This is a genomic window from Hoeflea sp. TYP-13 (genome assembly GCF_040932035.1).
Classification (GTDB): domain Bacteria; phylum Pseudomonadota; class Alphaproteobacteria; order Rhizobiales; family Rhizobiaceae; genus Hoeflea_A.
Genome location: NZ_JBFRBB010000004.1, coordinates 12,763 through 25,481, shown reverse-complemented (window position 1 = coordinate 25,481; position 12,719 = coordinate 12,763). Strand labels below are relative to the sequence as shown.

The window sequence follows — 12,719 nt, the reverse complement described above, 5'->3', positions numbered from 1 at the left end:
CCGGCAAACTCAATCCGAATAATTGTTCCAGAGGGCCTTTTCACCGAGGCCCTCTACTAGTTTTTGGTGGGCCGCGCGCTCTTCGTCACTCATCCGCGACGGCAATGGCTCGGGCCGCCGGCCGGTGCTGGCAACCGTGTTCTGACGGTTCTGCGCAGAGCCGGATGCGTCCTTTTCACTCAGGCCGAGAGCCGCCTGGCGACCGCCATTCATCTCGATATAGACTTCCGCCAGCAATTCGGCATCGAGCAGCGCGCCGTGTTTGGTGCGGTGAGAATTGTCGATCCCGTATCGCTTGCAAAGCGCATCAAGGGAATTCGGGCCCATTGGATGACGGCGGCGGGCAAGGGCCAGCGTGTCGATCACCCGTCCGGGATCGATCGGCGGCAGGCCGAGGCGGGCATATTCGGCATTCAGGAACCCAATATCGAAATTGGCGTTGTGGGCAACCAGTTTCGCACCGTCAAAGATCTGGCTCATCTCTTCGATGATCTCGCTAAAAGACGGTTTGTCTTCAAGGAATTCGTCGGTGATACCGTGAACGGCGAGCGCGTCAGGGTGCACCTTTTTGCCCTGCGCGTTGATAAAGACGTGGAATGTGCGGCCGGTCGGAAATTTGTTGGCAAGTTCGACGCCGCCGATTTCTATGACGCGGTCCTGTTGGTTGTCGAGGCCGGTGGTTTCCGTGTCGAAAATGATCTCACGCATGGCCGCTGACTTCCTCCAGCAATTCATCTATGACCGCATCTATCTGCAGGCGGGTTTCTTCGAATGTGCCCGATGTGTCGATGACAAAATCGGCACGGGCGCGTTTTTGCGCATCGGGAACCTGGCGCGACAGGATGGCTTCGAATTTTTCTTCCGTCATGCCGGGCCGCCGCAATACCCGTTCCCTTTGCTGTTCGGCACCGCAAGATACCACAATCACCTTGTCGACGGCCTTTTCGCCGCCGCCCTCGAAAAGAAGCGGAATATCGAGAACCACAAGAGGTTTGCCTGCCTGACGCTGATCTTCAACGAACTGCTCCCGTTGCTTTTCGACAAGCGGATGAACGATGGCCTCGAGCCTCTTGAACGCCTCCTCATTGTTTAGCACGGCCGCAGACAGTTTGGTCCGGTCGACAACGCCGTCCTCGACAGTTCCCGGAAAGGCTTCTTCTATCAAAGGCGCGGCTTCGCCGCTGTAGAGCCTGTGAACAATCTCATCGGCGCTGATGATCGGCACATCGCGATCGGAGAACATTTCGCTCGCTGTCGATTTTCCCATTCCGATCGATCCCGTAAGGCCGAGCACAATCATGCACCACTCTCCAGATCACTGACCACTTCCCGGCGCAGATCATCCGTGACTTCGGGCCGGATGCCAAACCACTTTTCGAAACCTGGCACGGCCTGGTGCAAGAGCATGCCAAGGCCGTCCACGGTTTTAAGGCCCTGGCGGTCGGCCATGGCCATGATGGGCGTGACGAGCGGCGTATAGACAATGTCCGTCACGATCGCTCCATGCGCCATTGGCGAAAAATCAATATCCGGCACGTCCGTTCCGCCCATGCCAAGAGCGCTGGTGTTGACGAACAATCCCGCGCCGCGCAGGACTTCGCCCAGCGCTCCGAGAGCATGGGCGTGGACCCTGGTACCAAAACGTTGCGCCAGTTCCTGCGCACGCGCAACCGTACGGTTGACAACGTGAATGTTTTTTATCCCGCGATCACGAACGGTCTGGATGACAGCCCGGCTGGCACCGCCGGCTCCAAGGATGACAGCTGTGTCGGTTCGGTCCCAACCGGCCGCAAGGTCGTCGAGATTGGCGGCAAAACCATAACCGTCGGTGTTCGTCGCCATCAGCCTTTCACCCTCTACCCACAGCGTGTTTGCCGCGCCAAGTTCGCTGGCGATTTCATCGGCATGGTTCGCCAGTTCGAATGCGGCCTGCTTGTGCGGGATCGTCACATTGCCGCCGATAAAGCCGCTGCTACCATCGGTGAGGCCGGCCAGGAACTTCGGAAACGCTTCCGGTGAAACCTCGACGATCTCATAGGAGCCCTCAATTCCGGCCTTTTTGAGCCAGTGGTTGTGGATAATCGGCGAGCGGGAATGCTTGACCGGAAAGCCGGTCACAAATGCTCGCTTCATGTCAGCCATCGATCGCCTCCATATCACGCAACGCACCGAGCAGCGGCAGCATCGGCAGTCCGATGATGGTAAAGTAGTCGCCCTCGATGCGCTCGAAGAGCTGAATGCCGATACCTTCTAACTGATAGGCGCCGACACTCGACAGCGCCCTGTCGCCGGCTTTCGACAAATAGCGGCCGATGAATCCCGGATCGAGCTGCCGCATGGTCAGACTGGCCGTTGCCACATGCCGCCACAGGGTTTCACCGTCACGGACAATGACGACGGCGCTGTTGAGCTGGTGGGTCCTGCCCGAAAGCTTGAGTAGGTGACGGCGTGCGGCCTCCATATCGGCAGGCTTGTGAAAAACCTCATCGCCAAGCGACAGGGTCTGATCCGATCCGATGACAAGAGCGCTGGGTCTTTTTTCGCTGACGTCCAGCGCCTTGGCCTCGGCCAGCACCAGTGCGGTATCTTCTGGTCCGACATTGCCTTCAAGCAGCGGCGCTTCAACAGCACGTTCATCGATATCGGCTGCCTGGGCGGCAAATTCCACACCGGCGTTTTCCAGCAGCAATTTGCGGAAGGGGCTGGCGGATGCCAGGACCAGTTCTTGCGGCATTTGAGTTTTCCTCTTGCACCTCGAAGGCGGCGTTGGTCCTTCCGCCTAGCGCGCCTTGACGCCCAGCGCAAGAATGGCGGCCGCTGTTTCCTCGATGGAACGCCGGCTGACATCTATGGTCGGCCAGTTGTGGCGGGCACACAGATTGCGGGCGAACTTCAGTTCCTCGGCGATCGCGACGCGGTCAGTATATTCGTCACCGGTGTAGTCTTGCGTTGCGCCAAGCACGCGGTTGCGCCGCACCTGTGAAATCCGGTCCGCCGTTGCAACGAGGCCGACAATCAGCGGGTGCTCCGCAGTTTCAAGAACATCCGGCAGCGGCACATTGTAAACAATCGGGATATTGACGGTCTTGTAGCCTCGATTGGCGAGATAGATGCTGGTCGGTGTTTTCGAGGTTCTGCTGATACCGACGAGAACGATATCCGCATCCTCGATGTCTGCCGGAAGCTGGCCGTCATCATGCTCCATGGTGAAGTTCAGCGCTTCCATGCGGCGGAAATATTCAGCGTTCAGAGAATGCTGCGCGCCGACGCGATGTTCGGACGGTGGTCCGAGATAAGACTGGAAGAGAGCAATGACGGGATCGAGCACCGAGACGCAGGGGATATTCATTTCCCTGCAGCGGTTGCTGATCATCTGAGAAAGCTCGGTATCAACCACGGTGTAAAGGACAATGCCGGGTGCGCCGTCGATCGTATCAAGGACGGGCTCGAGCTGTTTGACGGTGCGAATCAGGGGGTAAATATGTTCAAGCGCCCGTGTTCCGGTGAACTGCGCGGCCGCCGCCCGGCCGACGGTTATCAGCGTCTCGCCGGTCGAATCAGAAATGAGGTGCAGGTGAAAATAGTTTTTCGGCTGATCCACAAAATACATCCGGTTCTGTTGATAGCTGTGAACGATCCGGCTCACTGGCTGTGCATGGGTCAGAGGTAAGGGATATCCGGCCCATTTGTCCACATCGACGATGGTCCGGGACTGAACTTCAACACCCCTGTGGATGACGAAAGACAAACAGGTTCTGCAATTTATGGCACAGTTTATTCACAGAATGCTGCCATTTGCTCATATTTTAAGAGATTGAAATAAAAGGGATTTATCCGATTTCTGCGATAATCCACAGACATCGGCCGATCTTGTGCTATGTGAGTGCGGGTTATCCAAACTGTGGAGTTCGGCTGAACATTCTTTAATCCTTGAAACCCACCGACTCTAAGAAATAGAAGACTCTTTAAATATCTTTTCTTTTTTAATGTACGAAGGATCCAGGCATGGTTGAAGACCGCAAGGTCATGAGGGTGTTGAGTGGTGAAACCGTGTTTCCCCCACCCGTCTGGTTGATGCGGCAGGCAGGCCGTTATCTGCCGGAGTACCGCAGGACAAGGAAAGAGGCAGGGAGCTTTCTGGAGCTGTGCTACTCACCGGAACTTGCAACGGAAGTCACTTTGCAGCCGATAAGGCGTTATGGCTTTGATGCAGCCATTCTGTTTTCCGATATCCTGGTCATCCCAGATGCTCTTGATAGGGACGTTCGCTTTGAAGAGGGACGCGGACCGCTGATGACACCGATCGATGCGGCTGGCATTGCCGGGCTCGACGGATCGCGAATGCTCAGCCACCTGGCGCCGGTCATGGAGACGGTTTCGAGATTGCGGCAGGCTCTTCCGCACGAAACGACATTGCTTGGCTTCTGTGGCGCTCCCTGGACCGTTGCGACCTATATGATCGCCGGTCACGGAACGCCCGATCAGGCGCCGGCGCGTCTGTTTGCCTATCGCGAGCCGGAAGCTTTTGATGCGTTGCTCGATTTGCTCAGCGATCTTTCCGCGGATTATCTTTGTGCCCAGATCGAAGCCGGGGCGGATGCGGTGCAGATTTTCGATTCCTGGGCGGGTGTTCTCGGGGAGACAGAGTTTGAACGCTTTTGCGTAAAGCCGGTGCGCAAGATTATCGGCAAGGTCCGGCAGCGCCACCCACAGGCACGGATCATCGCTTTTGCAAAAGGTGCGGGAAATCTGCTTTCAACCTACCGCCAGAAGACGGGTGCTGACGCAATCGGCCTCGACTGGGCCGTGCCCCTGTCTTTTGCCAAAAACCTGCAGGAACAGGGTCCGGTGCAGGGCAATCTCGATCCGATGCGCGTTGTCGCCGGCGGGAGGGCACTTGACGAGGGTGTCGATGCCATTTTGGCGGAGCTCGGCAATGGACCGCTGATCTTCAATCTTGGTCACGGCATAACGCCGCAGGCGGATCCGGAACACGTTACAAGACTGGTCGAGCGGGTTCGTTCAGCCTAGAAGGGCGCTCAGGCCGGAAGGGGTGTGATGACGACACAAAACCGGAGCATTGACGAAACAGCGGGGCGGCAGGCAGCGGTCAAAGCGCGGGTCGCGATCGTTGTATTGTGTGCTGGTGTCGCCGCGCTGATGGTGTGGAACCCGCCGCAGCTCTATCTCTGGATCAAGGCCGTTCATGTCGTTGCCATCATTTCCTGGATGGCGGGCATGGTTTATCTGCCGCGGCTGTTTGTCTATCACAGCGACAGCGACCCAGGATCGCAACAGTCGGAAACCTTCAAGGTAATGGAGGCGCGGCTTTACCGGATCATCATGACACCGGCCATGGTGGTTGCCTGGGTGCTGGGTCTTTGGCTCGCCTATGAGGGTTTCGGGTTTTCCGGCATCTGGTTATGGCTGAAGATTGCCGCGGTACTGGGGCTTTCGGCCGTGCACGGCTATTTCGGCAAATCCCTGCGGCGTTTTGCTTCGGACCATCGTGACAAGCCTGCGCGTCACTGGCGCATGGTTAACGAAATTCCAACCGTTTTGATGATCTTCATTGTCGTCATGGTGATCGTCAAACCGTTTTGAGGCTTGCCGTTTGCCGCAAAATATGCGACAGGCGAAGCACCGCATGCTTTTCGAAACGTTTCACGTGAATCGCTCGATCGAATATTCCCTCCTACGCATGAGGTAGATGGCCCGCCGGCCGTCAAAGAATCTCCCCAAGACAGACCGTATAATGCAGTCCCTGAATAACAATCTGGAAATCCCATGCAGGAAATGAAGCTTCAAGAGCTGAAGAACAAGACACCGACAGAACTGCTCGAATTTGCCGAGTCGCTGGAAGTGGAAAACGCCAGCACCATGCGCAAACAGGAACTGATGTTTGCCATTTTGAAAAAACTGGCGGCGCAGGATATCGAGATCATCGGTGAAGGCGTTGTCGAGATTCTGCAGGATGGATTCGGATTTCTGCGCTCGGCGAACGCGAACTATCTTCCCGGTCCCGACGATATCTATATTTCTCCTTCGCAGATCCGCAGGTTCTCGCTGAAGACCGGTGACACTGTGGAAGGACCCATCCGCGGCCCCAAGGAAGGCGAACGCTATTTTGCGCTGCTGAAGGTCAACACCATCAATTTCGACGATCCGGAAAAGATACGTCACAAAACGCACTTCGACAACCTGACGCCGCTCTATCCCGACGAGCGCTTCAACATGGAATTCGACGATCCGACATCGAAGGATCTGTCGGCACGGGTGATTGATCTCGTTGCGCCGCTCGGCAAGGGGCAACGCGGGCTGATCGTTGCGCCGCCACGCACCGGTAAGACGGTTCTCCTGCAGAACATTGCCCATTCGATAACCGCCAACCATCCGGAATGCTATCTGATCGTGCTCCTCATCGACGAGCGTCCCGAAGAAGTCACGGACATGCAGCGGTCGGTCAATGGCGAGGTCGTGTCTTCGACCTTTGACGAGCCTGCATCGCGGCATGTTCAGGTCGCGGAAATGGTCATTGAAAAGGCCAAGCGACTGGTCGAGCACGGGCGTGACGTGATCATCCTGCTGGATTCAATCACCAGGCTCGGCCGCGCCTACAACACGGTCGTGCCGTCATCCGGCAAGGTTCTGACCGGCGGTGTGGATGCCAATGCGCTGCAGCGGCCAAAGCGTTTCTTCGGCGCGGCACGCAATATCGAGGAAGGCGGTTCGCTGACGATTATAGCAACGGCCCTCATCGATACCGGCAGCCGGATGGACGAAGTGATCTTTGAAGAGTTCAAGGGCACCGGCAACTCGGAAATCGTGCTTGACCGCAAGGTCGCCGACAAGCGCATCTACCCGTCAATGGATATTCTCAAATCCGGTACGCGCAAGGAAGATCTGCTTATACCGAAGCAGGATCTTCAGAAGATCTTTGTGCTTCGCCGGATTCTTGCGCCGATGGGAACCACGGATGCGATCGAGTTCCTGATCGACAAGCTCAAGCAGACGAAGAACAATGCCGATTTCTTCGATTCGATGAATGCCTAGGTTTTCCCCGGGCTCAAAAGTTCCTTGAGAGCTTGGGCGTCGAAGACAGGCGGAAGACAGGTGGGGCCGTGGCACAGATATGCCGCGGCCTCTTTTTGTTTGCCGGGATCGTAATCGGCCGAGTCCGGCAGCAAGGTTTCAACACCGTGCGATGCCGCGGCCACGAGATCGATGCGCGAAGGATCAGGATTTGACCGGACGACGGCAAGCATCTCCTTAGCCGGATTCTGCAGCACGAGTTTTTTTGGATTTTGAACCGTATCGATAGCGTTGATGGTGCCGCTCGCGGCCATCGGTACCTGGCTGACACGGCCCCAGGTGGACGCTGCAAATACGGCGGTCTTGGCCGGAAGGTCGAGATTTGCGGATATTGCCGACAGCCTGCCGAGCGCCTCCAGGATTTGTGCCGATGCGGAAGGCGCCGCATCATCATGCTCGTGGCGGGTGCGCAGCAGCACGTCGGCGCTGTCGCTGGCGGTATAAAAATAACCGCCCTTTCCGTCGGCGTAATAGGCATCGAGAACGCCGACCCATCGTTCCGCCTGATCAATGTAGGATGTGTCGAGTGTTGCCTCGTAAAGGGCAATCGCTGCATTGATCATGGCACCGTAGTCGGAGGCGAGAGCAGGATAGGTGGTTATGCCGTTGCACCAGGCGTGGGCCAGCCGGTTATCGCTCATCATCGATCCGGTTATGAATTCATAGGCACGAACGGCAATCGCGATCCAGTCAGGCCGGTCAAGATGCGCACCGGCTTCGGCAAGCGCGCGAATGGCAAGGCCGTTCCAGTCCGAGAGGATCTTGTCGTCCAGGCCGGGACGTATGCGCTTGTTTCTTTCTTTCAGTAGCACGGCTCTGCACGTGGCAAGCCGGTCTTCATCGGCTCCGGTTGCGAGGGCAGGAACCCGCAGCCGGTTTAAAATGTTGCTGCCTTCCCAATTACCGCCTTCGCTGACATCGTATTGGGTGCAGAAGAGTTCAGCGTCACTGTCGAGGGCTTTGTCTATCTCCGCTTTTTGCCATATATAGAACTTCCCCTCTTCGCCTTCGCTGTCGGCGTCAAGGCTCGATGCGATCCCGCCGTCCGGCATGATCATCTCGCGGCTGATCCATTCGACGGTTTCCTCCATGCGGGTTTTGTACAAGGGATCGGAGGTTTCCTCATAGGCCCATAAAAGCGACCGCAACAGCTGGGCATTGTCGTAGAGCATCTTTTCGAAATGCGGTACGAGCCAGATGGAATCGACGCAGTAGCGCGATATCCCACCGCCAAGATGATCGTATATGCCGCCGGTCACGAGGACACGGATCCATGCAAGGGCTGCGTCGCGGGACCCGGCGGATCCGGTGGAGCGCCAGTGACGCCAAAGGGTTTCCAGCATCGATGCGTTTGGAAATTTCGGTGCCTGGCCGATGCCGCCATTCTTGCGGTCAATAATCGAGAGCACACCGCGCGCCTGCTGATCAAGTGCCGAGTTGTCGGGCTCGATTGCGGTTCCGGCGGCTGAAAGCGTCCGGGTAAGATGGTCACGGATCGAATCGGTGTTGCGGCTGATCTTGTCGGGCTCCTCGTGGTAGATCCTCGAGAGGCTTTTCAGAACGGTGATAAAGTCCGGGCGTCCGTGGCTTGCGGTCTTGGGAAAATAGGTGCCGCCCCAGAACGGCTCTCCCTCGGGGTTAAGAAATATGGTTAACGGCCAGCCGCCCTGCTCTCCCATGGCATGGAGCGCTGCCATGTAAATCTGGTCGATATCGCTTCTTTCTTCGCGGTCGACCTTTATATTCACATAGAGCTCGTTCATGACCGCCGCGGTTTCTTCATCCTCGAAGCTTTCATGCGCCATGACGTGGCACCAGTGGCAGGCGGCATAACCGATGGACAGCAAAATGGGCTTGCCGGAGCGTTTGGCCTCATTTAAGGCAGCCTCACCCCATATCTGCCAGTGGACCGGATTGTCCTTGTGTTGCTGCAGATAGGGGCTTGCGGATTGGCTCAGAACATTGGTCAGTTCACCATTGGTCATCAGAACACCGGTGCAGGAGTTGTTGTTGGAACGGCAGGATCACTATAGGGACACTATTTTCGCAATGTCGAGTGGTGCGGGTCTGGCCGGCGTTGCGGTGATACGCATTTCCGGCCCCGATGTTCGATTCGGCCTCGAAATCATGGTCGGTCACGTCCCGGAAGCGCGCCGGGCCACCCTTACCGATATCAAAGACCTTCACGGGCAGGTTCTGGATCGGGGCTTGGTGCTTTACTTCGAGGGCCCCGGATCCTTTACGGGCGAGGACTGTGCGGAACTGCACGTCCATGGCGGGCGTGCGGTAACCGAAAGCGTTCTTGGACGTCTTGCCGAGTTCGATGGCTTCCGCAGCGCCGAGCCGGGGGAATTTACCCGACGTGCGTTTGAAAACGGGAAAATGGATCTGACGGAGGTAGAGGGTCTGGCCGACCTGATATCGGCGGAAACGGAAATGCAACGGCGCATGGCCCTGCAGCAATCCTCCGGGTCCCTTTCCAGGCAATATGATTCATGGCGCGAGCGTCTGATCCGTGCGCGGGCAATGATCGAGGCGGATTTCGATTTCGCAGACGAAGAGGATGTACCGGGCTCCGTTGCCGATACAATCTGGCCCTCCCTTGCCGAATTATCGGAAGAAATTGCCAAACACCTGGATGCCGTCAGAGCCGGGGAAATCATTCGGGATGGTTACCGTGTTGTTATTCTCGGTGCGCCGAATGCCGGTAAGTCAAGTCTTCTCAATGCTTTGGCGCGACGGGACATTGCCATCGTGTCGGATGAACAGGGCACCACCCGCGATGTTCTGGAGGTGCACCTCGATATTGGTGGTTATCCGGTTATTCTTTTTGATACAGCGGGTCTGCGGGAAAATGCCGGGTCCGTCGAAAAAGAAGGAATAAGGCGTGCTCTAGCCGCCGCCGGGTCCGCCGATCTGGTGCTGGTGCTTGAGGACATGAATGCGCCTCAGCCCGTCGCCGACCTTGGCCCGTCCGGACCGCCTGTGCTGAGGATCGGGTCAAAATCGGATCAGGCTGCGGAGAAATCGACCGAGAATTATGATTGTATCGTCTCTGTAAAAATCGAAGACGGCCTTAACGACCTCATTCGGCTATTGGAGCGACGGGTCAGTGATGCGGCCGGCGTGATGGTCAACGTTCTCCCCAACCGGCAGCGGCACCGGGAGTATCTTGAAGAATGCCGGCGGTGCATCTCAAAAGCGCTGGACAATGATTCGGTTCCGTTAGAATTACGGTCAGAAGAGCTGCGACGGGCGGGTGACGCTCTGGGCAGGCTGACCGGCAAGATCGATGTGGAGGAATTGCTCGATCTCATTTTCGGCGAGTTTTGCATCGGCAAGTAACATCCGAGCCGGGCCTGTGAAAAACGAGACCGTGTACTGACTCACGTGAAACAGGGATACCGCGACGACTCACGTGAGACACAATGCCTTCTGTTTGCCGATAGAGCATCGCATTTAGAGTGTTTCACGTGAAACAATAACACTTGACAAAAAGATGCAGGCATCCGATCTGAGCGCCAGGACAGGAGTGCACCATGTCTGCAACGGACATTTCCAGATTTGACGTCGTCGTAATCGGCGGCGGGCATGCTGGCTGTGAAGCCGCAGCCGCGGCCGCGCGCATGGGTGCGAATACCGCCCTGATAACGCATCGGCGTGACACGATTGGGGTGATGTCGTGTAACCCGGCGATAGGGGGGCTGGGAAAAGGGCACCTGGTGCGGGAGATTGACGCGCTTGACGGGCTTATGGGCAAGGTCGCCGACCTGTCGGGTATTCAGTTCAGACTGCTGAACAGAAGCAAGGGGCCGGCGGTTCGCGGACCACGGACCCAGGCTGACCGCAAGCTCTATCGTGAAGCAATGCTAAGCGCGATTGAGGCATCGGATGGCCTTTCCATCATCGAAGGCGAGGCAGACGACCTCATCATGGCTGCAGGCCGGGTGGCAGGCGTCACCTTGTCAGATGGCGGAGCGGTGCATTGCGGCGCGGTGGTCCTGACCACCGGTACATTTCTGCGCGGACTGATTCACATCGGCAAAAAGCAAATTCCCGCCGGGCGTATGGGTGAGGGTCCGGCAACCGGCCTTTCAAAGACATTGATGGATGTCGGCTTCCGTCTGGGGCGCCTGAAAACAGGAACCCCTGCCCGCCTGGATACGCGAAGCATCGACTGGCAGTCTGTCGGACGACAGTCGGCTGATCCGGTGCCCGTGCCGTTTTCTTTTATGACGGATCGTATCGATGTCGAGCAGATTGATTGCGGCGTGACCCGCACAACGCCGGAAACACACCGCATCATCGAGGACAATATCGGCGAATCCGCCATGTATTCGGGCCGCATCAAGGGGACCGGTCCGCGCTATTGTCCGTCCATTGAAGACAAGATCGTGCGGTTTGCCGATCGCGGGCATCACCAGGTGTTCCTGGAACCAGAGGGGCTGGACGACATCACGGTCTATCCAAACGGCATATCGACATCCCTGCCGGAGGAGATACAGACGCAATTCATCCAAACAATACCCGGTCTGGAGAATGCAAAGATCCTGCAGCCGGGTTATGCGATCGAATATGACCATATCGATCCGCGCGATCTGCACCCCAGCCTTGAAACCAAGGCTGTCGGAGGGCTTTATCTTGCCGGACAGATCAACGGTACCACGGGCTACGAGGAAGCCGGCGCCCAAGGGCTTGTTGCCGGCGTCAATGCGGCGCTGACTTGCGGCAACAGCGATCCGTGGATTTTCAGCCGCACCGATTCCTATATCGGTGTGATGATTGATGATCTGACGACCCGCGGCGTCTCGGAGCCCTACCGCATGTTTACATCACGGGCCGAATACAGGCTCACATTGCGGGCGGATAATGCGGATCTGCGTCTGACTCAGCCGGGAATAGACCGGGGTCTGGTCAAATCCGAACGCGGCGCGCGGTTTACAAGCTGGAATACACAGGTGAAAGAACTGCGGGCGCATCTGAAATCGCTGGAAATCACGCCGACGGAGGCGCGAAGGCATGGTCTGAAGGTCAATCAGGACGGTCATCGCCGCTCCGCTTACGAACTATTGGCCTATACTGAAAATAGCCTGCAGAGCCTCTCGGCCATTTGGCCGGAGTTGGGCTCGGTGGATCGAAAGGTTGCCGAACCGGTCGAGACGGAGGCGGCCTATGCGGTTTATCTGGATCGCCAGATGCGCGATATTCTGGCGCAGCAGAAGGAAGAGCAACGATTCATTCCCGAAACATTTTCCTACTCCTCCCTGCCCGGATTGTCGAATGAACTGCAGCAGAAACTTGAAGCACAGCGGCCGAGGACGATTTCACATGCGAGCAGGATCGAAGGAATGACCCCGGCAGCCATTACGTTGATCCTGGCACAGTTGCGCAAGACGGAAACGGACGGATCAGACGGTCTGGCGCGCGTTTCCTGATATAAGCAGCCGGATATTTGTTGGAAAATGCCGCGACTTTTCTGTCGCCGATCGTGCATTATCAAGGAACGTGCTAGCAGATCGCGGCGGGCGTTTTCCGGATAATCCGGACAGTATTAATACCAGGGGAGTGGGGATTTGGCCGGACAGGATCGCAGGAATGTTCAGGGTCTCGGCACTGTTTCACGTGAA

General features: G+C 57.1%; 11 protein-coding genes. 5 read left to right on the top strand and 6 right to left on the bottom strand.

The genetic code is table 11. From position 1 onward, the window contains the following. Positions 1 to 9 precede the first annotated feature (9 nt). From dnaQ to ABVT35_RS20335, 5 genes are read right to left on the bottom strand one after another with little or no spacing between them, the layout of a single operon-like run. A complete protein-coding gene (gene dnaQ, locus ABVT35_RS20355) occupies positions 10 to 708 on the bottom strand; it encodes a DNA polymerase III subunit epsilon (RefSeq protein ID WP_368468895.1) in 699 nt (232 codons plus the stop codon). Next, positions 701 to 1,300, bottom strand: coding sequence for a dephospho-CoA kinase (coaE, locus tag ABVT35_RS20350; protein ID WP_368468893.1), 600 nt, complete (start codon positions 1,298 to 1,300; stop codon positions 701 to 703). The genes dnaQ and coaE overlap by 8 nt, the downstream gene beginning before the upstream one ends. Then, on the bottom strand, positions 1,297 to 2,142 hold the full coding sequence (locus ABVT35_RS20345; protein WP_368468892.1) for a shikimate dehydrogenase: 846 nt from the start codon (positions 2,140 to 2,142) through the stop codon (positions 1,297 to 1,299). Before ABVT35_RS20345 ends, coaE begins: the two co-directional genes overlap by 4 nt. Then, entirely contained in the window at positions 2,135 to 2,734 is a 600-nt protein-coding gene (locus ABVT35_RS20340) for a Maf-like protein (RefSeq protein ID WP_368468890.1), read from the bottom strand. The genes ABVT35_RS20345 and ABVT35_RS20340 overlap by 8 nt, the downstream gene beginning before the upstream one ends. 45 nt (positions 2,735 to 2,779) lie before the next feature. After that, entirely contained in the window at positions 2,780 to 3,601 is an 822-nt protein-coding gene (locus ABVT35_RS20335; RefSeq protein ID WP_368469683.1) for a pyruvate, water dikinase regulatory protein, read from the bottom strand. Between the two features lie 404 nt (positions 3,602 to 4,005). On the opposite strand from ABVT35_RS20335, the gene hemE reads away from it, so the two are divergent. The 3 genes from hemE to rho all read left to right on the top strand — a co-directional run bounded on the left by hemE (position 4,006) and on the right by rho (position 7,053). Continuing rightward, positions 4,006 to 5,031: a uroporphyrinogen decarboxylase gene (gene hemE / locus ABVT35_RS20330; RefSeq protein ID WP_368468889.1), complete on the top strand. Its 1,026-nt coding sequence runs from the start codon at positions 4,006 to 4,008 to the stop codon at positions 5,029 to 5,031. A 27-nt stretch (positions 5,032 to 5,058) separates the two neighbouring features. Then, on the top strand, positions 5,059 to 5,604 hold the full coding sequence (hemJ, locus tag ABVT35_RS20325) for a protoporphyrinogen oxidase HemJ (RefSeq protein ID WP_368468888.1): 546 nt from the start codon (positions 5,059 to 5,061) through the stop codon (positions 5,602 to 5,604). A gap of 183 nt (positions 5,605 to 5,787) precedes the next feature. After that, positions 5,788 to 7,053, top strand: a complete 1,266-nt coding sequence (gene rho / locus ABVT35_RS20320) for a transcription termination factor Rho (RefSeq protein ID WP_368468887.1) — start codon at positions 5,788 to 5,790, stop codon at positions 7,051 to 7,053. Here the strand turns inward: rho and ABVT35_RS20315 are convergent. Further along, positions 7,050 to 9,077 (bottom strand): thioredoxin domain-containing protein, encoded by a 2,028-nt coding sequence (locus ABVT35_RS20315; RefSeq protein ID WP_368468886.1) that lies wholly within the window; start codon positions 9,075 to 9,077, stop codon positions 7,050 to 7,052. The two genes, rho and ABVT35_RS20315, sit on opposite strands and share 4 nt — an antisense overlap. A gap of 25 nt (positions 9,078 to 9,102) precedes the next feature. On the opposite strand from ABVT35_RS20315, the gene mnmE reads away from it, so the two are divergent. After that, a complete protein-coding gene (mnmE, locus tag ABVT35_RS20310; protein WP_368468885.1) occupies positions 9,103 to 10,437 on the top strand; it encodes a tRNA uridine-5-carboxymethylaminomethyl(34) synthesis GTPase MnmE in 1,335 nt (444 codons plus the stop codon). A 194-nt stretch (positions 10,438 to 10,631) separates the two neighbouring features. Further along, positions 10,632 to 12,527: a tRNA uridine-5-carboxymethylaminomethyl(34) synthesis enzyme MnmG gene (mnmG, locus tag ABVT35_RS20305; RefSeq protein ID WP_368468884.1), complete on the top strand. Its 1,896-nt coding sequence runs from the start codon at positions 10,632 to 10,634 to the stop codon at positions 12,525 to 12,527. Positions 12,528 to 12,719: the final 192 nt, after the last annotated feature.

Bases quoted from the DNA above. Each gene is read 5' to 3' on its own strand.
- dnaQ (WP_368468895.1), bottom strand. From the start codon at position 708: ATGCGTGAGATCATTTTCGACACGGAAACCACCGGCCTCGACAACCAA.
- coaE (WP_368468893.1), bottom strand. From the start codon at position 1,300: ATGATTGTGCTCGGCCTTACGGGATCGATCGGAATGGGAAAATCGACA.
- ABVT35_RS20345 (WP_368468892.1), bottom strand. From the start codon at position 2,142: ATGGCTGACATGAAGCGAGCATTTGTGACCGGCTTTCCGGTCAAGCAT.
- ABVT35_RS20340 (WP_368468890.1), bottom strand. From the start codon at position 2,734: ATGCCGCAAGAACTGGTCCTGGCATCCGCCAGCCCCTTCCGCAAATTG.
- hemE (WP_368468889.1), top strand. From the start codon at position 4,006: ATGGTTGAAGACCGCAAGGTCATGAGGGTGTTGAGTGGTGAAACCGTG.
- hemJ (WP_368468888.1), top strand. From the start codon at position 5,059: ATGACGACACAAAACCGGAGCATTGACGAAACAGCGGGGCGGCAGGCA.
- rho (WP_368468887.1), top strand. From the start codon at position 5,788: ATGCAGGAAATGAAGCTTCAAGAGCTGAAGAACAAGACACCGACAGAA.
- ABVT35_RS20315 (WP_368468886.1), bottom strand. From the start codon at position 9,077: ATGACCAATGGTGAACTGACCAATGTTCTGAGCCAATCCGCAAGCCCC.
- mnmG (WP_368468884.1), top strand. From the start codon at position 10,632: ATGTCTGCAACGGACATTTCCAGATTTGACGTCGTCGTAATCGGCGGC.